General features: G+C 60.9%; 19 protein-coding genes and 2 tRNA genes. 8 read left to right on the top strand and 13 right to left on the bottom strand.

From position 1 onward, the window contains the following. Positions 1 to 122: 122 nt before the first annotated feature. The 7 genes from DTQ13_RS08255 to DTQ13_RS08225 form a co-directional block, all read right to left on the bottom strand. A complete protein-coding gene (locus tag DTQ13_RS08255) occupies positions 123 to 1,973 on the bottom strand; it encodes a sodium:proton antiporter (protein ID WP_086431035.1) in 1,851 nt (616 codons plus the stop codon). A 152-nt stretch (positions 1,974 to 2,125) separates the two neighbouring features. After that, positions 2,126 to 3,439: an RsmB/NOP family class I SAM-dependent RNA methyltransferase gene (locus DTQ13_RS08250; RefSeq protein WP_248460543.1), complete on the bottom strand. Its 1,314-nt coding sequence runs from the start codon at positions 3,437 to 3,439 to the stop codon at positions 2,126 to 2,128. A gap of 60 nt (positions 3,440 to 3,499) precedes the next feature. Continuing rightward, entirely contained in the window at positions 3,500 to 4,984 is a 1,485-nt protein-coding gene (gene guaB / locus DTQ13_RS08245; protein WP_192848089.1) for an IMP dehydrogenase, read from the bottom strand. Positions 4,985 to 5,128: 144 nt separating this feature from the next. After that, positions 5,129 to 6,517: an oxygen-independent coproporphyrinogen III oxidase gene (hemN, locus tag DTQ13_RS08240; protein WP_086431037.1), complete on the bottom strand. Its 1,389-nt coding sequence runs from the start codon at positions 6,515 to 6,517 to the stop codon at positions 5,129 to 5,131. A gap of 115 nt (positions 6,518 to 6,632) precedes the next feature. Next, positions 6,633 to 6,706, bottom strand: a tRNA-Gln gene (locus tag DTQ13_RS08235). Between the two features lie 41 nt (positions 6,707 to 6,747). Then, a tRNA-Gln gene (locus DTQ13_RS08230) sits at positions 6,748 to 6,821 on the bottom strand. A gap of 69 nt (positions 6,822 to 6,890) precedes the next feature. Further along, on the bottom strand, positions 6,891 to 7,913 hold the full coding sequence (locus DTQ13_RS08225) for a DUF475 domain-containing protein (protein WP_248460542.1): 1,023 nt from the start codon (positions 7,911 to 7,913) through the stop codon (positions 6,891 to 6,893). 127 nt (positions 7,914 to 8,040) lie between these two features. Here DTQ13_RS08225 and DTQ13_RS08220 point away from each other — a divergent pair, with 127 nt between their 5' ends. Together DTQ13_RS08220 and DTQ13_RS08215 are read left to right on the top strand one after the other, a co-directional pair. Next, positions 8,041 to 8,832 carry an RlmE family RNA methyltransferase gene (locus tag DTQ13_RS08220; RefSeq protein ID WP_248460541.1) on the top strand — a complete coding sequence of 264 codons (792 nt, stop codon included), beginning with the start codon at positions 8,041 to 8,043 and terminating at the stop codon, positions 8,830 to 8,832. Continuing rightward, positions 8,822 to 9,685 (top strand): glycosyltransferase family 32 protein, encoded by an 864-nt coding sequence (locus tag DTQ13_RS08215; protein ID WP_248460540.1) that lies wholly within the window; start codon positions 8,822 to 8,824, stop codon positions 9,683 to 9,685. Before DTQ13_RS08220 ends, DTQ13_RS08215 begins: the two co-directional genes overlap by 11 nt. A gap of 18 nt (positions 9,686 to 9,703) precedes the next feature. Here DTQ13_RS08215 and DTQ13_RS08210 read toward each other — a convergent pair whose 3' ends face one another. Next, positions 9,704 to 10,168 carry an Rrf2 family transcriptional regulator gene (locus tag DTQ13_RS08210; protein ID WP_081563464.1) on the bottom strand — a complete coding sequence of 155 codons (465 nt, stop codon included), beginning with the start codon at positions 10,166 to 10,168 and terminating at the stop codon, positions 9,704 to 9,706. Positions 10,169 to 10,388: 220 nt separating this feature from the next. Here DTQ13_RS08210 and hmpA point away from each other — a divergent pair, with 220 nt between their 5' ends. After that, positions 10,389 to 11,603: an NO-inducible flavohemoprotein gene (hmpA, locus tag DTQ13_RS08205; RefSeq protein WP_248460539.1), complete on the top strand. Its 1,215-nt coding sequence runs from the start codon at positions 10,389 to 10,391 to the stop codon at positions 11,601 to 11,603. 85 nt (positions 11,604 to 11,688) lie between these two features. Here the strand turns inward: hmpA and mfd are convergent, their stop codons facing one another. Then, positions 11,689 to 15,183 carry a transcription-repair coupling factor gene (gene mfd / locus DTQ13_RS08200; protein ID WP_248460538.1) on the bottom strand — a complete coding sequence of 1,165 codons (3,495 nt, stop codon included), beginning with the start codon at positions 15,181 to 15,183 and terminating at the stop codon, positions 11,689 to 11,691. Positions 15,184 to 15,289: 106 nt separating this feature from the next. Between mfd and recG the strand changes: the two genes are divergently transcribed. After that, entirely contained in the window at positions 15,290 to 17,392 is a 2,103-nt protein-coding gene (gene recG, locus DTQ13_RS08195; protein WP_248460537.1) for an ATP-dependent DNA helicase RecG, read from the top strand. A 279-nt stretch (positions 17,393 to 17,671) separates the two neighbouring features. Then, on the top strand, positions 17,672 to 18,358 hold the full coding sequence (locus DTQ13_RS09235) for a cold-shock protein (RefSeq protein WP_081563082.1): 687 nt from the start codon (positions 17,672 to 17,674) through the stop codon (positions 18,356 to 18,358). A 144-nt stretch (positions 18,359 to 18,502) separates the two neighbouring features. On the opposite strand, the gene smpB is transcribed toward DTQ13_RS09235, so the two are convergent. The 4 genes from smpB to DTQ13_RS08165 form a co-directional block, all read right to left on the bottom strand. Further along, positions 18,503 to 19,006: an SsrA-binding protein SmpB gene (smpB, locus tag DTQ13_RS08180; RefSeq protein ID WP_081563081.1), complete on the bottom strand. Its 504-nt coding sequence runs from the start codon at positions 19,004 to 19,006 to the stop codon at positions 18,503 to 18,505. Between the two features lie 8 nt (positions 19,007 to 19,014). Then, positions 19,015 to 19,914, bottom strand: a complete 900-nt coding sequence (dapA, locus tag DTQ13_RS08175) for a 4-hydroxy-tetrahydrodipicolinate synthase (protein WP_043560424.1) — start codon at positions 19,912 to 19,914, stop codon at positions 19,015 to 19,017. A 104-nt stretch (positions 19,915 to 20,018) separates the two neighbouring features. After that, positions 20,019 to 20,858, bottom strand: coding sequence for a prephenate dehydratase (locus tag DTQ13_RS08170; RefSeq protein WP_103765469.1), 840 nt, complete (start codon positions 20,856 to 20,858; stop codon positions 20,019 to 20,021). After that, a complete protein-coding gene (locus DTQ13_RS08165; RefSeq protein ID WP_103765468.1) occupies positions 20,849 to 21,598 on the bottom strand; it encodes a 3-deoxy-manno-octulosonate cytidylyltransferase in 750 nt (249 codons plus the stop codon). The genes DTQ13_RS08170 and DTQ13_RS08165 overlap by 10 nt, the downstream gene beginning before the upstream one ends. Positions 21,599 to 21,663: 65 nt before the next feature. Between DTQ13_RS08165 and DTQ13_RS08160 the strand changes: the two genes are divergently transcribed. The 3 genes from DTQ13_RS08160 (at position 21,664) to DTQ13_RS08150 (ending at position 25,397) form a co-directional block, all read left to right on the top strand. After that, a complete protein-coding gene (locus tag DTQ13_RS08160; protein ID WP_086431044.1) occupies positions 21,664 to 22,458 on the top strand; it encodes an inositol monophosphatase family protein in 795 nt (264 codons plus the stop codon). Between the two features lie 82 nt (positions 22,459 to 22,540). After that, entirely contained in the window at positions 22,541 to 23,806 is a 1,266-nt protein-coding gene (serA, locus tag DTQ13_RS08155) for a phosphoglycerate dehydrogenase (protein WP_248460536.1), read from the top strand. Positions 23,807 to 23,900: 94 nt separating this feature from the next. Further along, entirely contained in the window at positions 23,901 to 25,397 is a 1,497-nt protein-coding gene (locus DTQ13_RS08150; protein WP_248460535.1) for a YifB family Mg chelatase-like AAA ATPase, read from the top strand. Positions 25,398 to 25,400: the final 3 nt, after the last annotated feature.

Genomic DNA, 25,400 nt, shown 5'->3' with positions numbered 1-25,400 from the left:
ATCCCAAAAATCCCGTCCGTAATGCACTCAAAACCCCGCCTCTCCGCCCATGCCGGATGGGCAGACAGGGAGGACCTGTCTTTCTGATAGGGCACTACACTAGCCCGAATGACGGCCAAGCACTACGCCCCTGCACGCAGTTCTGCTTCCTCTTTTACATCTGCCCCCTCATCACGGCTTTCCGGCGCCCTCATGGAAATGACAAGATCCCCCATGCTAGGCATGGTCCAGGCCCGATCTTCTGCCGAGCGAATGAAGATGCCCGTACCCCGGCGAACGATGAGCAGATCCAACCGGTTTTCTTCTTTCCCGAAAAGATCCACCGTGGCATCCGTCACGCTCTGACAGACAAAACGCCAGCCACGACTGAACAGGGTATCAAAGAACGTATAGTTCCAGCCCGGTTCTCCCAGCACCTTCCCCCGGGCATCACGTGAGAGGCCACGATACAGGTCCAGCCGGGCCACACCGGGACTGACCTGATAGACCCTCTCCCGCCCCATATGCGGAGCCATGTGCCCGCAGACCATCCCGTTATAGATGGCATCCCCGGTCGTGGCGATCAGGTAGTCCGCCGGGCGCTCCTCCAGAGCCTCCTGCCCCGCTGCGGAGAGAAGTTCCGCCTTGAGGACCGGCACCCCACGCCGGGCTGCGGGCATGAGTTCCTGCGCTGTCGTATCCACCAGCAGAACAGGTACCTTCTCCTCATTCAGGCAGGCCGCCAGATCGGTCGACCAGGCATTACCACCAAGAATGACCAGAGCAGGCTCATTGGAGAGAGTCAGATGCAGCCTTCGTGCCAGCGGGCCGAGTGAAAAACCGTGGCAGATCATCGTCACGGCAATCACGCAGAACACGGCCGGCATGACAAGATCGGCAGAGGCGTACCCCGCCTCCGAAAGCTTGATCCCCGCCGCACCAGCCACAGCCGCCGCAACAATCCCTCGTGGAGCGATCCATCCGACAAAAATCCGTTCCTGCCAGCTGATGCTTGTCCCCAGCGTGGCCAGGAAAATGCACAGGGGGCGAACGACAAACAGCACAACCAGCGTGAGAAGCAGGATGGGAATGGACAGTCTGGCCAGCACGGCACGGTGCAGGTCGGCCGTCAGCAGGATGAACAGAACGGATACCATAAGGACCACCAGAGATTCCTTGGTCCGTTTCAGTTCATTCAGGCCCGGGATATGCAGGTTGGTCAGCATCATGCCGAAGACTGTCACGGCAATCAGGCCGGCCCCTTCCATCACCAGCGTGCAGGCCTCGAAAATGATCAGCGCCAGCGTGACCATGATGGGTACCTTCAACAGCTCCGGCATCAGGTCCCGGGTAAAAAGGTAACGCAGCAGATAGGCAGGCAAAATGCCCGCCGCCACGGAAACAGCCCCAGCCAGAAGCATGTCCGGCAGGGTATGGACGAAGAAAATCTGCTTGTGCAGGTCCACATGCAACAGCATGATCTGCATGACGACGGCAGCCAGAATGGCCCCCAGCGGGTCGTTGACGATAGCCTCCCACCGCAGGAAGGCCGCCACACGGGGCTGGAGTTTGGCACTCCGCAACAGGGGCAGGATGACCGTCGGCCCCGTCACCACGATGATGGCCCCGAAGAGAAAGGATGTTCCCCATTCCAGATGGGCAACATAATGGGCTGCCAGAGCTCCCAGTATCCAGTTGATTGGCAGGGCCACCATCGTCAGGCGGGCAACGCCCTGCCCGGCCTCCCGGAGCTGGCGGATATCCAGCACCATTCCACCCTCAAAGACGATCAGGGCCACCAGCATGGAGACCAGTGGACGGAATGCATGACCCAATGTTTCTGATGGATGCAACCACCCCAGAACAGGGCCAAAAAGCAGCCCCATGGCAAAGAGCAGAACAATGGCTGGGAGCCGCAGGCGCCAGGAAACCCATTGTGCCAGCATCCCTGCCCCGAATGTCAGCACCACACCAAAGAGAACATCATAGGCCATAGGGGATATGTTTCCTCCAGTCAGACAGGACCACCCGGCCCCGTAGCAGGAACAGGCTGGCCATTGTCCAAATATTAGCCATTTTCATGACAGATGCACAAATCCGCCGCAGGGACAGACAGGAGACCGGATAGCCCGTCCCTGCATGCGTCTCAGCCCTGGGACATTTTTTCCATGGCCGCCACGAAGAAACCATCCGTCCCGAAACCATGAGGCGTCAGGGAGAAAAGTGCCTCCTGCCGCAGTTCTTCCGGCAGAAGGATGGAACGTTTCTCCGCAGGCAGCAGGGTGTAAGCCTCCTGCCTCTTCAGGAAGGCTTCAATCTGCTTTCCGTTCTCCGCCCCCAGAAGGGAACAGGTGGCATAGACCAGCTTCCCGCCCGGCCGGACGAGACAGGCTGCAATGTCCAGAATGGCTGCCTGCTTGGCGCAGAGTTCCTTGATGTCCTCCTCTGTCAAACGCAGGCGGGCATCAGGATTGCGCCGCCATGTCCCGGTACCGGAACAGGGGGCATCCACCAGTACCGTGTCAAACTGGCCTTCCCGCCGTTTCGCCCATTTGTCGCCTTCACTCAGCAGATGCCGTGTCACGTTATGGACATCCGCCCGGCGCAGACGCTTCGTGGCACCATCCAACCGGACCCGGGAGACATCACAGGCCACGATCTGCCCTTTATTCTCCATCGTCATGGCCAGAGCCAGCGTCTTTCCGGCAGCACCGGCGCAGTAATCCAGCAGCCTCTGCCCCGGTCTGGCATCCACGGCTGCTGCGATCAGCTGGCTGCCTTCATCCTGTATCTCTACCAGCCCTTCCCGGAAAAGAGCCGCCGCCGTAACGGGCTGACGCCCTTCAAGCCGGATGCCCCACGGAGAGAGAGCCGTCGGCTCCCCCTGAAAACCTTCCCGCCGGAGACGGCGCAGGGCCTCCTCCCGTGTTCCCTTCAGAAGATTGACCCGCAGGTCCAGGGAGGGTGCCCCCATGAGGGCCCGCATTTCCTCCTCCAGCCTGTCACCAAAATCTTCCACCAGATAAGGGTGCAGCCAGTCGGGATATTCCAGCCGGACCGGCAGTGGCTGCTTCTCGCTGCTGATGTCCTGTCCTTCCAGAGCCTCCAGCATGACCATTTCACGCTCGTTCAGCGGGGCTGGAGCGTAACGCTCCCCGCTGAAAAGGGACTGGATGGATGAAAGGGGTTGCCCGACAAAATGCAGCATGGCCGCACAGAGCAGCCTCGGGGAAACATCCTCATGCCGGTAGCGCAGGTCCGCCCGCAGATGCCAGTGCAGCCGACGCCATGCCCGCAGCACGTCCCACGCAAGGGTGGAAATGGCCCGGCGGTCACCACCACCGATATAGCGGCGTTCACGGAAGAAATTGTTGGCAACGGCATCAGCCGGACGGTGCGGTGCGTTCTGGATCGCACAAAGCAGATCAATCGCACCAGAAAGACGAGCAGCGGGGGTCATGGCCCCCGCCTACTCCGTTTCCTTTCATCAGGAAAGGAAAAAATGACCTTTCAAAGCCAATTAAAGCCGATAGTTGGGAGCTTCCCGGGTAATGGTCACATCATGCACATGGCTTTCCCGCAGACCCGCATTGGTGATCTTGCGGAAGCGGGCACGGGCCTGAAGATCGGCAATCGTGGCGGAGCCGGTATAGCCCATGCCAGCCCGCAGGCCACCGATCAGCTGGTGTACGACAGCCGCCATCGGCCCCTTGTACGGCACCTGCCCTTCAATCCCTTCCGGCACCAGCTTCAGCGTGTCCCTCACCTCACCCTGGAAGTAACGGTCTGCCGAACCACGAGCCATGGCCCCCATGGACCCCATGCCACGATAAGCCTTGTAGGTCCGCCCCTGATACAGGAAGCTCTCGCCGGGGCTTTCCTCACATCCGGCCAGCATGGAGCCGACCATCACGACATCAGCACCGGCCCCGATGGCCTTGACGATGTCACCGGACGTGCGGATGCCACCATCGGCGATGGCAGGAATGTCCAGCTCATGACAGGCGGCTGCCGTTTCCAGCACGGCGGAGAACTGCGGCACACCCACACCGGCCACGACACGGGTCGTGCAGATGGACCCCGGACCGATGCCGACCTTCACACAGTCTGCACCGGATTCGATCAGCGCCCTGGCAGCTTCTGGCGTGGCCACGTTGCCGGCGATCAGCTGCACGTCGGCATATCTGTCACGCAGGCGGGCCACGGTCTCCAGCACGCCACGGGAATGACCGTGGGCCGTGTCGACCACCAGCACATCCACGCCCGCCTCGACAAGAGCCGCCCCACGGCGGAGACCATCCTCCCCAACGCCGATGGCCGCAGCGCAGAGCAGACGCCCCTCCGCATCCTTCACGGCCAGCGGATGGGTCATGGCCTTGTCCATGTCCTTGACGGTGATCAGACCGATGCAGCGTTCCGCATCGTCCACGACCAGCAGTTTCTCGATCCGATGATCATGCAGCAGCTGGCGGGCCTGATCCGGGGATGCCCCGTGCCGGACCGTGACCAGCCCCTCATGCGTCATCAGGTCCCGCACACGGGTATTTTTATCTTCGGTAAAGCGCATGTCACGGTTGGTCAGAATACCAACCAGCCTGCCATCCGTCTCCACGACCGGGAGGCCGGAAATGCCATGGTGGGCCATGATCTCATGAACATCGCTCAGCGTCTGGTCCGGCCCCACCGTAACGGGATTGACCACCATGCCAGCCTCAAAACGCTTCACACGACGGACCTGCTCGGCCTGTCCTTCCAGCGTCAGATTCTTGTGGATGACACCCATGCCGCCCTGCTGCGCCATGGAGATGGCCATTTCCTCTTCCGTCACCGTATCCATGGCGGAAGAAAGCAGCGGAATGTTCAGCTCCAGCTTGCGGGTAAGACGTGTCTTCGTGCTGACCTGACCGGGAAGAACCGATGATTCAACCGGCTCGATCAGCACGTCATCAAAGGCCAGGGCATCACGCACACGGCTGTAAAGTTTGTCATTCTGGAAATTGGTCATGATGCCTACGCCCTCGCTCGTGCGTCCTGTTCAATACAACTAGGTCAGCCTACCACCACTGAAAGGGTAATTAAGCTGTTGGCAGGGTCTCATAACGCACTCTGTAACCATAGGCAAAGGAAAACAGACTGCAGCCTGCTCTCCTCACAGGGAGGAAGAAAAACGGGGGACTGGTTTCCCCTCGCCTGCTGCGGCCAGTTCCTTGCGCCGTGTATCGAATACGGCCGCCAGATGCCGCAGGAAGGGGCCGCCCTTTTCTGTCAGGCTCACCCGGTTGCCCTCCCAGCGGATCAGCCCGTCCTCCTCGAAAGGACGCAGGGCTTCCAGCTCTTCTGCAAAAGCCTGTTCCAGACCCTGTCCTGACGGGATGTAGGGTGTCAGGTCCACGCCCGAAAGGCACATGACGGTCTCGATCACCTTCCCCCGCCAGCGGTCCTCCTCCGTACGGAACACCCCCCGGGCAACGGGAAGGCCATCATGCTCCTTCAATGCCCGGATATAAGCCGCCGTAGACGGAATGTTCTGGTAGAATCCGTCAGGTGTCATGGAAATGGCCGATGCTCCCATCCCCAGCAGGACGGGTGATGAATCGATCGTATAGCCCTGAAAATTGCGATGCAGCGTACCGGCCTCATAGGCATGGGCCATGGCATCTTCAGGATGGGCATAATGGTCCAGCCCGATGGGCTTGTAGCCTTCCTCAACCAGAACACGGTCGATCCTGTCCGCCTGCTGCAACCGCTCTTCCGAAGATGGGAGAGAGTCTTGCGGGATGAGCTGCTGGCGTTTCTGTTTCCACGGGACATGGGCATAGCCGAAAACAGCCAGACGGTCTGGCCTCATTCCAGCAACACGCCGGGCCGTGTCCTGTACGCTCTCGACTGTCTGATAGGGCAGGCCATAGATCAGGTCGATATTCACCCCATTCACCCCTGCCGCACGGGCCTGCTCCACACAGGCCAGCGTCTGCTCGTAAGACTGCACACGCCCACAGGTCTCCTGCACAATACGATCAAGGTCCTGCACACCGAAACTGATGCGGTTGAAGCCCAGCTCGGCCAACAGGGGCAGCATGCCCTCCGGTACATGACGGGGATCCATCTCCATGGCGATTTCAGCATCATCAGCCAGCCGGAACTGTTCCCGCACTGCGGACATTACGTTACGCAGGGCCGTTTCTGGCAGGGTTGTCGGTGTGCCGCCACCAAAATGGAGATGCCGGACCACACGCCCTTGCCCAACCAGTGCAACGATACGGTGCATCTCCTCCAAGAGAAGGTCACCATAGGCTGCCCGTGCCTCTTCCTGCCGCATCACTGCCGTGTTGCAGGCACAGAAGCGGCACAGCTCGTCACAAAACGGGACGTGGAAATACAGGGAGACGGACTGCTCTGGCGGCAGGGCCTTCAGCCAGTCTGCCACCTCCTGCGGCCCGATGGCATCAGAAAAACTGACCGCCGTAGGATAGCTGGTATAGCGTGGCAGGTTGCCGCCATAACGGGCGATCAGGTCAGGAGAAATATTTGCAGCCACAGTCTCACCATAATCCAGTCTCGGTCAGGGAGCTTCTGCTTACAGCGGCGCACCCTGTTACGCAAACCACCCCATGGGCAGAATGTAACGGAACGATTAACCTGTCTGAGAAAAATGGCTGGGAGACCTGGATTCGAACCAGGGCTGACCGGGTCAGAGCCGGTAGTTCTACCGCTAAACTATCTCCCAAGCGGTCGGGGCTTCCCCCTGGAGCAAACACACCACATGACTGGCTGGGAGACCTGGATTCGAACCAGGGCTGACCGGGTCAGAGCCGGTAGTTCTACCGCTAAACTATCTCCCAAGCGGCGTTTGCTGGAGGGGTTCTAGCCCCATTCCCCCCACGACGCAAGGGGGATGGGAAAGTTTTTCCTTATTTTACCGGACGCCGGAGTGCGCTGGCCAGAAATGCTCCACCAATCAGGACAAGCCCGACAAGCCCCGTCACCCACTCCGGCACCTCCACCAGCACGCTGACCAGCATCAGGAGGGAAAGGATGAAAATGGTGTAAAACGCCCCATGCTCCACATAGACATACTCGGCCAGAGCATTCGTTTTCAGCATGGAGAGTGTCATGGAACGGACAAACATCGCCCCCACGCCCAGCCCCAGCGCAATGACAACTGGGTCCGTCGTGATCGCAAAGGCCGAGATGACACCATCAAAGGAAAAACTGGCATCAATGAATTCCAGATACAGAAAGGTCAGCAGCCCCCCGCCAGCCGCCATGCGGGACGCCCCCGGCTCGCCTATCAGCCAGACCAGCGTTTCCTTGCCCAGAATATAGGCCGCAATCCCCCCGCAGCCCCAGAACAGGAAGGCCATCGGGTCATGCCCCTGCCCCATCAGGCGGGTGATGAGCATGAGAACTGCCAGTGTCAGCCCGACCGGCAGGGCTGACACCCCGCCCAGACGGGCTGCCGGACGCTCCAGCCATGAGAGCCAGTGATGCGTCTTGTCATCATCCAGAAAATAGTTCAGCGCAATCAACAGAAGGAACGACCCACCAAAAGCGGAAATCATGTCCTTTGCCCCCAGCATGATGGCGGCATAACGCTGCGGCTCCATGATGGCGAGACGGGCCGCCTGCCATGGTGACAGCCCGGCCACCAGAGCGACCAGAAGCACGGGGAACAGGAACCGCATCCCCAGTACGGAAAGAGGCATCCCCCAGCTGATGTACCGCTTCTGCCAGCGTGGCGACATGGTTTTGAGGATGCCATAATCCACGATGGCATTATCCATGGATTCAGCCGTTTCCATCAGGGCAAGAATGGCCACGCCCTCCACACCCATGAGAGCACCGTACAGGCTGGGCGCATGTCCGTACCCCAGAGCGGCACCAGCACACAGGGCCAGAGCGGCCAGAACAAAAGCGGCGTAAAACTGTCTCAAGAGCTGTACCTGTTTCTCAAGATGATGAGCCTTTCTGCTCATGATCCCTCATCCCTTACAGGCAAAAAGGGGCAGGCAGCAACGGACAGGCTTTGCAGGGCGACAGTAAGAGCCTATCTTTCCCTCCATGAGTCCGAAACACACGCCTCCTTCCTCCCGCCGGCCAAAGGGCGGTGCCACGCCACCCCGCATCCCCGGCAAACCCCTGCGCCACTCCCGCACGCCCGGCACCCGGGATACGGCGGATGACGCCGCCACCTCCCAGACACTGCGAACCCAGACCGTAAAACTCCGCAAGGCACGGGGCCGCACGCCAGCGCAGCAGCGCTGGCTGAACCGCCAGCTGAACGACCCCTACGTGACAGCGGCACGACAGCAGGGCTGGCGCTCCCGTGCCGCCTTCAAGCTGCTGGAAATGGATGACCGCTTCCACTTCATCAGGCCCGGAAGCCGGGTGGTGGACCTCGGAGCTGCCCCGGGAGGCTGGGCACAGATTGCCGTCAAGCGTGGAGCTGCCAAGGTGATCGGCGTGGACCTGCTGCCGGTGGACCCGGTGCCGGGGGCCGAGATCATCGAGGGTGACTTCATGGAGGCCGACATGCCGGAGCGGCTCCAGGCCATGCTGGGCGGGCGGGCTGATCTCGTCATGTCCGACATGGCACCGAACACGACCGGCCATGCCGCAACCGATCATATCCGCATCATGGCCCTGGCCGAAAACGCCCTGGATTTCGCCCTGAAGATATTGGCCGAGGACGGAGCCTTCATCGCCAAGGTCTTTCAGGGAGGGTCCGAGAAAGACATGCTGGACCTGATGAAACGCAATTTTACCGTCGTCAGGCACGTCAAACCCCCTGCCTCCCGCAAGGAATCGAGCGAGCTTTACGTCATTGCCACGGGTTTCCGTGGTGAGCCGTGAGTTCAACGACTATCCGGAACCGATTCGGAACCTCTTCATAGGGGCGCTCTGCGGCCATCAGGACGCCTGCTTTGCCCTTCTGCCGATCGGTCTGGAACAGTCCCTGTTTCCGGTCCTGTCCCGCTGCGTTCCACAGGAATTCCCCCGGAACATTCCGAAGCACATTGCCCAGTTCTGGGACAGCCCTGAACCGCCGGAAGACGTCCAGGCTGCCATGAAAGGCATCCGGAATGACAACCCGGCTTTCTCCTACCATCTGGAATGTGATGCCTCCGCCCGGGCGTTCATCCATGACCACTATGGCGCCAGCATCACCGCCCTCTATGACGTCTGCCTTCACCCGGCCATGCGGTCGGACTTCTGGCGGCTCTGCTACCTGCATGTAAAAGGCGGCGTCTATATTGATGCGGATGTAACAAGCCGTGCCCCTCTGACAGACATAACCAGAGGCACACATTTCAGGACGCTGTTACCTTATTCCGTCGGCGAACCATGGTGCCTCGACAATGACATGCTCATTCAGGAGGCTGGCAACCCTCTCATGCAGCATATCATGGAAACCATGTTCCAACGGGTCCGGCACATTCTGGAAACCGGCTATTTTGAAAATGTCTGGGTCTCGACCGGCCCCGGCGCCATGGTTGTCGGCACGATGAGCTGGATCGCCCACACCCTGAAAAACCAGAAAATTCCATTCCATGAGATCAGCCAGTTCCTGATGGCAGCAGGAATCGCCTTTGTTGCCCATCGTCAGGTCGAGCAGACACTCGATACCTGCTCACACTTTGCCTACCAGAGCACCAATGCCAACTGGCGAAAATTCATGAAGTGGCCTGACAGCAACACCCCCTGATCCTGACAGCAACATCCATCACCGTTCCGCTCCAGTCATCATTTCCTGCACGGCCTGCATCAGGACACTTCGCTCATGAGGGGCCGTGACATCGGCCAGCGTGACTTCATCCAGCACATCCATGAAAGCGAATCGGGCTTTCAGCAGCGTCTGTTTCAGACGGCAGCCACCAACCAGAATGCAGCCAGAGGCTCCCTCCTCCTTGCCCATGCAGCCGACAAGGGCGAGATCATCCTCCGTGCAGCGGACAATGTCTCCCAGATAGATCTCCTCAGCATTCCTGCCCAAACGCAGCCCACCATTGCGGCCACGCAGCGTCTTGATGAAGCCGTGCCGCCCCAGCCTGTGCACGACCTTGACCAGATGATTCTCTGATATGCCGTACACGCGGGCAATCTCGCCAATGGAGACGAGACGCTCCTTCTGTGTCTCCAGATAGATCAGGGACCTGAAGGCATAGTCGGTATAGAGGGTCAGACGCATTCCGGGAGCTTCCTTCCGGTCGTGTTTCAGATGATCCGGCGTCACTCCAAGCCTGCATGCAAAAGAGGAGACGTGGTGGCAGTGGCTCCTTCTCCGAAACTAACAGAAAGATGACATCTGCCAACCTGTTTCCTTGCCTCGTCTCTTCCGGCTTGACAACGGCTGGTATCGACCTATTTTAAAGATGTATTTTATATGCATCTTTTGGAGAGTGTGATCCTTGTCCATTTCCCTCACCCCACAGACCCGTACCATCGTCAAAGCCTGTATTCCTGCCCTGGAGGCTCATGGCGTTGACATCACCAGAGAGATGTATCGCCGCCTTCTGAGTGATGAAAACATCCGAGACCTCTTCAACATCTCCCATCAGAAAAATGGCGACCAACCCAGGGCCCTGGCCTATGCCGTCCTCGCTTATGCCCGCCATATTGACGATCCCACGGCCCTGAAAGACATGATTGAGCGTATTGCCGAGAAACATGTCGGGCTGAACATCCTGCCAGAACATTACCCCCATGTTGGCACAGCGCTGCTTGGGGCCATTGCCCATGTTCTGGGAGAGCAGGCCACACCTGAAATCATGGAGGCATGGAAAGAGGCTTATGGGTTTCTGGCTGACGTATTGATCAACCGGGAACGGCAGATATATGAGGACCACGCCGCCAGAAAAGGCGGCTGGACAGGATGGCGTGCCTTCCGCATCGCCAATAGGCATGAGGAAACGGCTGACACCGTCTCCTTCATTCTTCAGCCGGTGGATGGCCAGCCCGTCATGCAGCACCAGCCGGGCCAGTATCTCAGCTTCCGGCTGGACATCCCTGGCCATGGCCCGGAACGCCGCAATTACAGCATCTCATCAGCCCCGGCAGATGACCATTACCGCATCACTGTCAGGAAACAGGAAGACGGCGTCGTGTCCCGCTGGTTCCATGACGATGTCCGGACAGGTGATACTCTGGATGTCTCTGCTCCAGCCGGTGATTTCTTCCTGCAATCTTCCTCCGAAAGGCCGCTGTGCTTCATCTCTGCCGGTGCAGGCATCACGCCTGTCATGTCCATGATGGAAGCACTGACCACCCGCACTTCACATCCGGCCATCCATTTCATTCATGGCACCCAGACAGCAGACAACGAAATTTTTGCCCGCAAAACCCATGGCCTGGCTGCCTGCGGAGCCATTACGGCAGACCTGTTCTACAGCCAGATGAACAGCCTTCCACAACGGACAGATGGCCTGAACTGCCATACTGGACGCCTCACACCCTCATGGCTGAAAGCGCATAAGGACAGACAGGCTGATTTCTATATCTGTGGCCCGACAGAGTTCATGGTCAGCATGATCCACACCCTGCGGGAGCAGGATATTCCCATGGATCGCATCCATTATGAAATGTTCGGCTCTGCATCCACCCCCTATCTCGTCACACAGGCCTGAACCTGTCCGACACCGCAACAACATGAAAAATGGGGCGGCACCATTATTGCCGCCCCATTCCTGCCTTGCGGGTTGAAAGCAACCTTCAGCCTGCCTCGGCCGGGCGAACCTTCTCCAGCAGCTTGGTCAGAGAAGCCAGAATCTTCCGGGCCATGCTGATACGCACGGCATTGGTCATTTCCCGCACCATGGCCAGCTTGTGGTCAGGCCGTATCTTCACACCGGCCTTCTCATTACGGGCAACCCAGCGGATCAAACCATCAGGGTTGCCGAACCTGTTCCTGCGGAACTGGAGGACCATACCTTTCGGGCCTGCCTCCAGCCGCTCCACGCCCGTCTCACGGCAGAGCTTCTTGATCATCACGACATCCAGAAGGTTCTCCACCTCCTGCGGCAGAGGACCGAAACGGTCCACCAGTTCAACCCGCATGGCGTCCACATCCGCCTCATCCTTCAGGGCGGCAATGCGGCGGTACAGGCCAAGACGGACAGGCAGGTCCTTCACATAGTCCTCCGGCAGCAGCACCGGCAGGCCGAGGATGATGTTCGGCGTCCAGCCCGTATCTTCCTCCTCGCCTTCGTTCCTCATCCGGCGCAGGTCCGTCACGGCGTCCTGAAGCATCTGCTGGTACAGCTCGATTCCCACCTCCTTGATATGGCCGGACTGCTCATCCCCCAACAGATTTCCTGCCCCTCGCAGGTCAAGGTCATGAGATGCCAGCGTGAAGCCCGCCCCAAGGGAATCAAGCGTCTGCATGATCTCCAGCCGCTTGACGGATGAAGCCGACAGGACATGCGTCTGCGGCCAGGTCAGATAGGCATAGCCCCGCTGCTTGGCCCGCCCCACACGGCCCCGCAGCTGGTAAAGCTGCCCAAGGCCGAACATGTCCGCCCGATGAATGATGATCGTGTTGACCCGGGGCATGTCCAGCCCACTCTCCACGATGTTGGTGGAAAGCAGGATGTCGTATTTCCCCTCCGAGAACTCCGTCATCACCGTTTCCAGCTCGGTGGGAGTGAGTCGGCCATGAGCCTCCGTGATGCGGGCATCGGGCACGATCTCCCGCAGCCGGTCGGCCATGTGCCGCATGTCCGTCAGACGGGGCACCACGCAGAAGACCTGCCCTCCCCGGAAGCGTTCCCGCTGGATGGCCTCATGAATCATCACCCTGTCAAAAGGCGTGATGAAGGTGCGTACGGACAGACGGTCCGTCGGCGGGGTGGCGATCAGGCTCATTTCCCGCACGCCGGAAAGGGACAGCTGAAGCGTCCGTGGCAGGGGCGTGGCGGACAGCGTCAGCACATGCACGTCTTCCCGCAGGGCCTTCAGCTTCTCCTTGTGGGACACGCCGAAATGCTGTTCCTCGTCAATGATGAGCATTCCCAGCCGTTCGAACGACACGGCTTTCGAGAGCAGCGCATGGGTGCCGATGACAATGTCCACCGTTCCATCGGCCAGCCCTTCCCGCACCTTCGTGGCTTCCTTGGCCGTGACCATGCGGGAAAGCTGCTCCACCTTCACGGGCAGCCCCTCGAACCGCTTCCTGAAGCCGATGTAATGCTGCCGGGCCAGAAGGGTCGTGGGTACGACCACCGCCACCTGCATCCCGGACATGGCCGCCACGAAAGCTGCCCGCAGGGCCACCTCTGTCTTGCCGAAGCCCACATCACCGCAGACGAGCCGGTCCATCGGCTTGCCACTGCTCAGGTCCTCCAGAACGTCCGCAATGGCCCGTGACTGGTCTTCCGTCTCCATGAAGGGGAAACGGGCGCAGAATTCATCCCACATCCCTTCAGCCGGGGCCATGATGGGAGCTTCCTTCATGGCACGGGCCGCCGCCGTGCGGATCAGCTCTCCGGCCATTTCCCTCAGGCGGGTCTTCATCTTCGCCTTGCGGGCCTGCCACGAGCTGCCGCCCAGACGGTCGAGCTGCACCACCCCCTGCTCGGAGCCGAAACGGCTCAGCAGATCAATATTTTCCACGGGCAGAAGAAGCCGCTGCTCACCATCATACAGGATGGAGAGATAATCATGGGCCACACGCCCTTCCCGCACCGTCTCCAACCCGACATAACGGCCAATGCCGTATTCCTCATGCACGACGAGATCGCCCTCTGAAATCTCGCCGATCTGCGTGATGAAGTCATTGCCCTTGCGCCTGCGCCGGGGCGGACGGGCCAGACGTTCCCCCAGCAGGTCCTGTTCGGACACGAAGGCCAGACGCTCCCCGGTGAAGCCCCGTTCCATGCCCAGCACGACAAGCCCGACAGCCCCACGGGCCATGCCCGCCGCCTGCGCCCAGTCATCGAAACTCTCGCAGGGAATATCATGGTCCCGCAGCAGGCTGCTGATCCGCTCCCGGGAGCCGTTGCTCCAGGCCGTCAGATAGGTCCGCCGTCCCTGCTTCGCCCAGTCCTGCACATGGGTGGAGAACTGGTGGAAGACCCCTTCCCGTCCGGCACCGCCCATGCTGGCAAAGACCGGACCCGGCCTGTACCCGGCATCCACGCCTTCTGCGCCATCGGGCTGGGCGAAAGGTGACAGCAGGACGGTGGGGTGACCCTTCAGCATCCCGTCCCAGCCATGACGGTTCAGATAGAGCCGGTGCGGTGGCAGGGGCCGATAGGGCAGCTCCCCCTCATGCCCGGCGGCACAGCGGGCCTGATAATGGTCGGCGATCATGTCCAGCCGTGCCGTCAGGATTTCCGGCGTGTCCCGTTCGAAACTCAGGGCGGCATCCGGCAGATAATCCAGCAGGGTTTCCATATGCTGGCCGTCGCCGTCATGGAACAGTGGCAGATAATGCTCTGCTCCACTGGCCCTGCGTCCTTCCAGAAGCTGGCGGTAGAGAACATCCTCCATCGCTCCCACGCCGAACACATCCCGCCAGCCCGTCTGGAAGCGGCTCAGGCTGGGCTTGTCCAGCGCATATTCCGAAACCGGCGTCAGGCTGAACTCCGTCCGCTGGTCCGTGGACCGCTGGGTGGCGGCATCAAAACTGCGGATATTGTCCACCTCATCCCCGAAGAGGTCCATCCGGACAGGCTCCCCGGAATCAGCGGGGTAAAGATCGAAAATGCTGCCCCTCATGGCGAACTCGCCACGTTCCATCACCGTATCCACACGGCTGTAGCCGTTGCCCACGAGCCGTTCCGCCAGACTGGTCGCATCCAGCGTATCACCGACCTTCACATGGATGGTCTGCCCCGCAAAGGCCTCACGGGGCGGCACACGCTGGAGCATGGCATGGATGGTCGTCAGCACGATGCGGCCCGTCTTGGGCCGTGGCTCCAGAAGGTGGCTCAGCGTGGCGGCACGCTCGGCCACGATGGAAGGATTGGGGGAAATCCGGTCATAAGGCAGACAGTCCCATGCCGGAAAGCGCAGGACGGTGACTTCCGGCATCAGCCAGCCCAGCATGTCCGCCAGAGACGCCAGGGCAGCGTCATCATGTGCCACATGAACAAGCGTCCCCTCATGTTCCGCCAGACGCTGACGGAGCAGGAATGCCACCGCCCCATCAGGCACCCCCCAGACTGTCGGACCAAAGGACGCAACGGCAGAACGATCAACAGGCATCAGGGCGGGCTCTCCACTAAGGACATTTTTATTATCGGCCGGTTCTGCTACCCTATAGCCCTCCACAGCCCCCCTGTCAGCCCGGAAGCCACCCGCCCCCGATGCCATGCCCCTAGCTCCCCCTTCCGCACGGATTGCGCCACTTCTGGCTCCCATCAGCAGCCTGCCGGGCACAGGCTCCCGCCACGCCACGATGCTGGGCCGGATCAGCGGCGGCAGGCGGATCATCGACCTGCTCTTCACCCTGCCAGAAAAGCTGATCGACCGGCGCAGGCTCATGAGCGTCGCCGAGGGGCGGAAACTGCCAGCGGGCGACATCCTGACAAGCCGTGTCCGTGTGACAGGCATCCGCCGCCCCGTCCGCTCCTCCCAGCCCACCATCCTGACCACCAGAGACAGCACCGGCACGCTGGAGATCACCTTCTTCCAGAAGGGGCGGCTCTTCCTCCCCCCAGAGGGGACAGAAATCCTCGTTTCCGGCAAGGTCGGGCATTACCATGACCGGCTGACCCTCTCCCGCCCGGACCACATCATGGCCTGGGAAAAGAGGGACAGATTCCCGTGGCTGGAACCGGTCTGGCCCCTCACGGCCGGGCTGTTTCCCTCCACCGTGCGGAAAGCCATGCAGGCCGCCCTGGCCCTGATCCCGCCCGACCTCCCGGAATGGCTGGACCCGCCCCTGGTGAAAAAACGGAACTGGCCCAGCTTCGCCACGGCTCTTGGGCTGATGCACTTCCCCGAGACGCTGCCTTCCGACGACGACCCCACCCCCATTCTGGAGCGTGCCCGTGCCCGGCTGGCAGCCGATGAAGTTCTGGCGGACCAGCTCTGCCTGGGGCTGGCCCGGATGCAGGCCCGGACACGCACGGGCCGCCCGCTGGTGGGCGATGGCTCCCTGCGCCGTACCCTGCTTGAGCGTTTCGGCCATGAACCCACACCGGCGCAGCGACGTGTCATGGCCGAAATCGCAGCTGACATGGAGCGTCCCGCCCCCATGATGCGCCTGCTCCAGGGGGATGTCGGCGCCGGAAAAACGCTTGTCGCCCTGACGGCCATGCTCCAGGCCGTCGAGGCCGGAACACAGGCCGCCTTCATGGCCCCGACGGAGATCCTTGCCCAGCAGCATGCCAGCACGTGCGAGGCCCTGTGCCCGGTGCCGTTCGTGTTTCTCAGCGGCTCCGTCAAGGGGAAGGCACGGCGGGTCGCACTGGCGAAACTGGCCGATGGCCATGCGAAGATCGCTATCGGCACCCATGCACTCTTTCAGGATGGCGTCACCTTTGCCGACCTCGGCCTGGCCGTCATCGACGAGCAGCACCGCTTCGGCGTGGAGCAGCGCATGAGGCTGGCCAGCAAGGGGGCAGCCACCGACCTGCTCGTCATGACCGCCACCCCCATCCCCCGCACCCTGCAACTGACGGAATGGGGCGAAATGGGCGTGAGCCGGCTGGACAGCAAGCCAGCCGGCCGCCAGCCCATCCATACGACCGTGCACAACATGGGCAAGCTGGACGACATCTTTGCCGGCATGAAACGGGCCCTGGACCAGGGGAAGCAGATCTTCTGGGTCTGCCCCCTCATCGAGGAGAGTGAAACGCAGAGTGCCGCAGCGGCAGAAGAACGCTGGGCGGAGCTCACAAAACGTTTCGGCCCCATCATCGGGCTGGCTCATGGCAGGCAGGACATCGACACGAGGCAGAACGCCCTGACGGCCTTCCAGAAAGGCCAGACCCGCCTGCTGGTCGCCACCACGGTCATCGAGGTCGGCGTGGACATTCCCAATGCCACCATCATGGTCATCGAACAGGCCGAACGCTTTGGTCTGGCCCAGCTGCATCAGCTGCGTGGCCGTGTCGGCCGGGGGGCACAGAAATCCTTCTGCCTGCTGCTGCACAGTGAAGGCACCAGCTTCACAGCCCAGCGTCGCCTCCACCTCCTGCGGGATACGGAGGATGGCTTCCTGATTGCCGATGAAGATTTCCGCATCCGTGGTGGTGGCGACCTGACAGGCAACCGACAGTCCGGCCTGCCGGGCTTCCGGCTGGCCGACCCGACCCGCCTCTCCCTGCTTCTGACAGCCATGCGGCAGGACAGCCAGCGTGAACTCACCCGCAACCCCGACCTGACAGGGCCAAGGGGAGAGGCCCTCCAGGACCTCCTGCATCTGTTCGACCGGGCCATACCGGACAGACTGCTTGTATCTGGCTGAAATAAAAGACTGTCACAGAAATTGTTAACAATATTTGTTCAGCCATAAACTTACATTATTGTCATCTCTACGAAGGAGTGGCCTACAATTAGACTTCCAGACGACGCAGCATAATAACGGCAGAAAAAATTATCGTAATTTCATCTTTTTCCTTGTGGCTTAATTGAAAAAACATGCTACCGTTAGAAGTGGAACATGCAGGCATGTTTCCAACATAATGACCCTGAGGGAGCGGATCGACCGCTTCCTCCCTGATGACCCCAGTACGGGACGAGACCCTTGAGAAATAATAGATCCGACCGCAGCTCCTTTTCCTCTCGCCGCGGCGGTTTTGACCGCGATTTCATGACCCAGCCTTCCTATTTTGATGATCGCGGCAGTTACGATGCCCCGCGTGGCGGTGGTTTTGGCGGTGGCGCCCGCCGTGGCGGTGGCCGTGGTGGCCCGCAGATCACCCCGACAGGTCCGGAGATCACCGGTACCGTCAAATGGTTCAACACCGAGCGTGGCTTTGGCTTCGTTGGCCTGAGCGATGGCAGTGGCGATGTTTTCCTCCATGCCAACACGATCAGCGCCCTCGGCCATGCTGAGCCTGCACCGGGAACGACCGTTGTTGTCCGTGTCGGCCAGGGGCCGAAAGGCCGCCAGGTGGCTGAGGTGATTTCTGTCGATGCCAGCACGGCCACAGCAGAAGCCCCCCGTCGCCCTGCCCCCATGCGCCAGGAACGTTTCCATCCTGCTCCGGACCTGTCCCAGGCCGAGGAAATGCGTGGAATCGTCAAGTGGTACAACACCACGAAGGGCTTCGGTTTCATTACGCCTGAGACAGGTGGCAAGGATGTGTTCGTCCACGCCTCTGCTCTGGAGCGCTCTGGCCTGCATGGTCTGGCTGATGGCCAGCAGATCGGCATGAAGGTTGTTCAGGGACACAAAGGCCCTGAGGCTGTAGAGATTACAGCCGAATAAGACAGTCTTCCGCATCCGCTGAAGAAAAACCCCACGGCCCGTAAGGAACGTGGGGTTTTCTGTATCCTCTGCCCACAACCAGCAGAAACGGGCATCCCATCCTGCTACTACTGGCCCCGGGGCAACTTTAACGGGGAATTCCCCTCAATAATCTCCACGCCCTTTGTTACGGAGCAGACGGGCCTTGTCTCGCTGCCAGTCACGGTCTGCAATGGCGTGGCGTTTGTCTTCCTTCTTGCGCCCCTTACCAAGACCAAGTGTCACTTTGGCTACACCACGGGCATTGAAGTGAATGTCCAGCGGAACCAGTGAAGCCCCGGCTCTGGTGACCTCTCCAATATATTTGGCCAGCTGTTTGCGGTGCAGCAGCAGCTTGCGAGGAGCCCGTGTATCAAACCGGGACAGCACCCCTCCCTGATATTCCGGAATATAGGAATTGATAAGCCACAGCTCACCATTCCGTTCTACGGCGTAGGCCTCGGTCAGTGTTGCTCGGCCCATGCGAAGGCTCTTGACCTCCGGCCCCTTGAGAACAAGACCCGCTTCAACCGTTTCCAGAATGGTATAGTTGAAACGGCCCTTCCTGTTCTGCGCAGCGATGCCATGGGAAATGAGCCCACCTTTTGTTTTTTTCTTGCTGGCTGCCATGGTCCGTCTTAATCCAGAAGGCCAAGCAAACGCAGAGCCTCGTCCACACGCTTCTTCGTTCCTTCCGTCGGCTCCACCATTGGCAGGCGCAGCGTGGATTCGCACAACCCGAGACGGGACATGGCGTACTTTGCCGGGGCTGGGCTGGTCTCGGCAAACAGGGCATCATGCAGCGGCAGCAGCCTGTCCTGAAGAGCAATGGCCTCCTGCACCTTCCCTTCCCGCCAGAGACGATGGAGCTGGGAGCAGAGATCCGGTACCACGTTGGACGTCACACTGATGCAGCCGTGCCCTCCGGCGGCCAGAAAGGACAGGATGGTCCCATCCTCACCAGAAAGCTGGTTGAAGTCCGCCCCAGCCTCCCGCCGCACGGCCAGCGGACGGGAAAGATTGGCCGTAGCATCCTTCGTACCGACAATGTTCGGGTGCTTGGCCAGACGCCCCAGGGTCTCCGGCGTCAGGTCCACAACGGAACGGCCCGGGATGCAGTACAGCCAGAGCGGCAGCGGCGTGGCGTCAGCCACCGTCATGAAGTGGCGGTACAGCCCTTCCTGCGTCGGCTTGTTGTAATAGGGAACGACCACCAGCAGGGCATCGGCCCCCACCTTGTGAGCATGACGAGCCATACCCACAGCCTCATGTGTGCTGTTGGAGCCTGCTCCGGCCATCACGAGCGCACGGCCAGCAGCCACCTCCACACAATGCTCCACGACACGGCCATGTTCCGCATGGGAGAGCGTCGGGCTTTCCCCCGTTGTCCCGGACGGAATGAGGCCTGTCGTCCCGCCCTGGATCTGACGCTCGATCAGCCTGGTAGCGGCCTGCTCGTCCAGCGTGCCGTCCTTCTTCATGGGGGTGATCAGGGCGGTCAGCGAGCTGTGGTACCGTTCATTGATATTCTGTGCCATCTCTTTACTCTCCACCCTTGTCCCTGCTCATAAAAATCCGTGGGCTGACCTCGCCAGCCGACATTCTGCTGCCATTATAATGAGACCTCTCCGCTGGAGAAAGGTCACATCTCATCCCGAAACGAACTCCGCCGGTAGGTGCCCAGCACGTGATGATCCTGGCTCACCCCTGCCAGCTCCAGAAGAGCCTCCCGAACTCCCCTGTCATCCGGCGCCCCCTCAATGTCCATCAGAAAACGGGATGCCTCAAAAGAGCCTCCCAGCATGTAGCTTTCAATCCGTGTCATGTTGACCCCATGCCGTGCAAAACAGGCCAGAACATCACACAATGCCCCCGGCACATGCCGGACATGAACGATCAGCGTCGTCATCATCGGCTGGCCTGCCACGGATTCCACCACAGCGTCCGGAGGGGCCACACGGTAGAAACGGGTGGTATTGTGGGCAGCATCTTCCACATTGCGCAGAAGAACTTCGAGCCCGTTCAGCTCTCCAGCAAGGGAGGACGCCACCGCCGCCTCTTCCCTGCGCCCCCAGCCTGCCACAAGCTCGGCGGCTCCCGCCGTGTCAAACTCTGTTACCGGCTCCAGATCATACCGTGCCAGAAGACCCCGGACCTGCGCCATCGCCACAGGGTGCGTATGGACACGCTTCACATCTTCAAGCCGTGCCCCCTTCACACACAACAGACAGTGTTCCACCCGCTGGAAATGCTCCCCCACGATCTTCAATCCCGCTTCCGGCAGCAGCGCATGGATCTCTGCCACACGACCGGCAAGGGAATTCTCGCATGGCAGAAGGGCCTCATCCGCCAGACCATCCCGCACGGCCTCGATCGTCTCGGCAAAGCTGCGACAGGGCAGCGTGGCCCAGCCCGGACGTGTGGCCCGGCAGGCCAGATCGGAATAAGCTCCCGGCCGCCCCTGAAACGCAATTACCGGCATGATGGCTGCTCCCCCACTCTGGCCCGGACTCTCGCAAGGTCTTCCGGCGTATCCACCCCCAAGGGAGCCGTGGCAATCCGGGCACAGCCAATCGTCATGCCCGCCTCCAGCGCACGGAGCTGCTCCAGCTTTTCCCGCTCTTCCAGCCCGGAGGGCGGCAGGGTAACGAACCGGGCCAAGGCCTCACGACGCCACGCATAGACACCCACATGATGCCAGTACACGCCCTCACCCCACGGAATCACGGACCGGGAAAAATAGAGTGCCCGGGCCACGTCATCGTCACTCTGGAAACTACAGGCCACCTTCACGACCGACTCGGCGTCACGCTCCTCGGGACCCTGCACCGGGGCAACCAGTGTCCCGATGTCGAACCGCCCTTCTGCCAGTGGGCGCAAGGCCTGCTGGAGGGTCTCCGGTTCCACAAGAGGGAGGTCACCCTGAAGATTGATCACGCAGTCATGCCGCCTCTGCGGGTCGTGAGCTTCAATCGCCGCCTGCACCCTGTCCGATCCGCTTGGCAGGGCCGGGTCTGTCAGAATGGCCTTCACCCCCGCCATGCCTGCCACAGCGTCCCGGATTTCCTCATCTCCGGCCGCCACGAGGACAGGCCCCAACCCGGCCGCCACAGCCCGGCGGGCGACATGAACGATCATGGGCTCGCCATCAATCTCGGCCAGAGCCTTGCGTGGAAGCCTTGTGGAGGCAATTCTGGAGGGAATGACAATAATCGGTTGCATGATCCCTGATTGCCGTGCGGTCCTGTCCACGTCAATCAACCCAGCAGGAAAAAGGCACAATCCTCATGCGTCAGTCTGATCTTTCCTCCCATCTGGCCCTTGCCCAGCGCTGCGCCGATGCTGCCCGACAGGTCATCCTGCCGTATTTCCGCCAGTCCCTCACCATCATCTCCAAGGCCGATGACAGCCCCGTCACCCTGGCCGACCGGGAAGCCGAATCTGCCATGAGGGCCATTCTGGAAAAGCATGTTCCCCATCATGCCATCCTGGGCGAAGAGGCCGGTGCCTCTGGCACTCCGGGGAAAGACTGGCTCTGGGTGCTGGACCCCATTGACGGCACACGCTCCTTCGTAACGGGCCGACCAAGCTTCACGACACTGATCTCACTGTTTCATGAAGGCCGTCCCGTACTGGGCCTGATCGACCAGCCCGTCACCAATGAACGCTGGCTCGGGCTGGATGGTGAATCCAGCCGCTATGTCGCCCCGCACATGCCCGGCACCATCGGCACCCGGCAGACTGTCCGCCTCAAAGAGGCTGAGCTTTCCTGCACGGCACCGGAAATCTTCCGTCCTGCCCAGTTCCGGCAGTTTCAGGCACTTCAGCAAAAAGTCCGCCGGACCTCATGGGGAGGAGATGCCTACGCTTACGGACTGTTGGCTCTGGGACAGATCGACCTCATTGCGGAAGATACGCTCAAACCATGGGACTGGGGACCACTGGCCCCCATCATCAGGGGGGCCGGTGGCAGCCTGACGGACTGGTCCGGCGCCCCGCTGACACTGGAAAGTGACGGCACCGTACTGGCCTGTGCCAGCACACCCCTGCGTGATGAGGCCATGGAAGCCCTTTCCACCTGACGATCTGTCCATTACACATAGATAACGATTCTTCACGAGGTCACGCCTGCTGACCCGGTTCCCACGATGAAGGTTACCCGCCATGCCCCTCTCCCTCGCCAAAGACAGAATCAACATTCTTCTGCTGGAAGGCATCCATGACAGTGCCGTCAACTATCTGGAACAGCAGGGCTACGCCTCTGTCACCCGGCTGAAAGGCGCCCTGGAAGGCGATGCCCTCAAGGAAGCCCTTCAGGGTGTCCATATGGTCGGCATTCGCAGCCGGACGCAGCTGACAGCCGATATCATCAACTCTGCCAACCGCCTCATGGCCATTGGGTGCTTCTGCATCGGCACCAACCAGGTGGACCTCAAGGCTGCCCGGATGGCCGGGATTCCCGTCTTCAATGCGCCTTTCAGCAACACCCGTTCCGTGGCCGAGCTGGTCATGGGCGAGATCGTGATGCTGCTGCGCCGCATTCCGTCCCGCTCGGAGGCCTGCCACAAGGGGGGCTGGGAAAAGTCCGCCAACAATGCGTGGGAAGTCCGCGGCAAGACGGTCGGCATCGTGGGCTACGGCTCCATCGGGTCCCAGCTGTCCGTTCTGGCCGAATCCTTCGGCCTGCGGGTGCTCTTTTACGACATCGCCCCCCGCCTGCCACACGGCAACGCCATTGCCGTCAGCTCTCTGGAAGAGCTGCTGGGCCAGTCCGACATCGTGACGCTGCATGTTCCTGAAACACCGGAAACGCAGAACATGATCGGCGAGGCTGAAATCCGGGCCATGAAGCCGAACTCCATTCTGCTCAACAACGCCCGTGGCACGGTGGTGGATATTGAAGCCCTGGCCCGTGCCCTGAAGGACGGCCACCTGATGGGTGCGGCCATCGACGTCTTCCCCGTGGAACCGAAGAGCAGTCAGGAGCGCTTCACCTCTCCGCTCCAGGAGCTGGAAAACGTACTGCTGACCCCACACATCGGTGGCTCCACCATGGAAGCACAGGAGCGCATCGGTGTCGAAGTCGCCCAGAAGCTGGTGGATTATTCTGATGTCGGCTCCACCATCGGGGCTGTCAACTTCCCACAGGTTCAGCTGGGTGAGCGCCCCGGCGGGATGCGCTTCATGCATGTCCACTCCAACCAGCCGGGCATCCTTGGGCAGATCAACGACATTTTTGCCAAAGCCGCCTGCAACCTGACGGCCCAGTTCCTCCAGACAGATGGTGAGCTTGGCTACGTCGTGACCGAAGCCGAAGCACAGGAAGGCCAGAATGTCGCCGAACTGGAAAAAGAGCTTCTGGAGCAGCTCCGTAGCCTGAAAGGAACCCTGCGGGCCCGCTCCATCCGTCCGGTCCCGGCTGAAGACTGAGCCGTCCTGCTGCCCTGTCCGGTCTGCTTCTGACAATCGCCCGGCAGGTCTACTGTCGGGCGGTTTCATATCCGACCCACAAGGACTTCTGATCATGGCCACCACCCCGCCCGCTCTTGCCCGCATCCAGAGCGTCACCTTCTCTGGAATCGATGCCTTGCCTGTCATGGTGGAAGTTCAGATTTCCAGCGGGCTGCCATCCTTCATCATTGTCGGGATGCCCGCCCGGGCCATTGCCGAATCCCGGGAGCGTGTCCGTGCGGCACTCTCCGCCATGGGGCTGGCCCTCCCTCCGAAACGGATCCTCGTCAATCTCACCCCGGCCGACCTCCCCAAGGAAGGAGCCCATTTCGACCTCCCCATCGCTCTGGGCCTGCTTGCCGCCATGAGTGTCATCCCGGCCGACTCCATCACGGCCCTGACCGCTTTGGGTGAAATCGCCCTTGATGGAACGGTCACCCCTGTAAACGGCATCCTCTGCGCCGCCCTGACAGCATCGACCCAGGGCCAAGGGCTGATCTGCCCAGCATCGCAGGGGGCAGAGGCACGCTGGGGCCATCCGGCCCTTGAGATCATCGCCACGCCATCCCTCACGGCATTGATCGGCCATCTCCGCAAAGAACAGCCCCTGCCGGATGAACCCCCTCCTACCCCCCAGCCTCCCGATTATGGCCTCGACCTCCGGGATGTGAAGGGCATGATGCAGGCCCGTCGTGTGCTGGAAATTGCCGCCGCAGGTCGTCACTCCCTGCTCATGTCTGGCCCGCCCGGGTCTGGAAAATCCATGCTGGCCAGCCGTCTGCCCGGTATCCTGCCTGATCTCTCTGCGACGGAAATCCTGGAGACCAGCCGCATCCACAGCATTGGTGGCCTGTTGCCTGCCGGGCAGCTTGTCAACCGTCCCCCCTATCGGGCGCCACACCACAATACGACACTGCCTGCTCTGGTCGGTGGCGGTCCAAAAGCCATGCCCGGCGAGGTCAGCCTCGCCCATAATGGCGTCCTGTTTCTGGATGAACTCCCTGAATTTCCCCGCAACTGTCTTGAAGGACTGCGCCAGCCTGTCGAATCAGGTGAGGTCACCATCTCCCGTGCCGCACGGCATACACACTATCCGGCCCGTTTCCAGCTTGTTGCCGCCATGAACCCCTGCCGCTGCGGGTATGTCCATGATGCCGAGCGTTCCTGCAACCGGGCACCACGCTGCGCACAGGATTATACGGCCCGCATCTCCGGCCCGATGCTGGACCGCATGGATCTGTGCGTTCATATCCACTCCCTTTCACCTCTGGCCATCAGCCGTGCCCCCACAGGGGAAAGCAGCGCAGAGGTACGGGCCAGAGTGCAAAAGGCCTATGATCGGCAGATGGAACGACAGGGAACCTGCAACAGCACCATGCCCCCCGATGGGTTCCTCTTCGAAGCGGACGCCCTGGCTCTTGCAGAACAGGCAGCCCTGCGGATGAAACTTTCACACCGTGGCATCACACGCATGTTCCGTGTCGCCCGCACGATTGCCGATCTGGACGGCACGGAAACCGTGCAGAAACACCATGCGGCAGAAGCTCTCTCCTACCGCACCCCGCTCTGAAGA

The sequence above is a fragment of the Parasaccharibacter sp. TMW 2.1888 genome, assembly GCF_023167265.1.
Lineage (GTDB): Bacteria > Pseudomonadota > Alphaproteobacteria > Acetobacterales > Acetobacteraceae > Bombella > Bombella apis.
The sequence above is the reverse complement of the archived record's forward strand: the minus strand, read 5'-3'. Positions and strand labels throughout refer to the sequence as shown.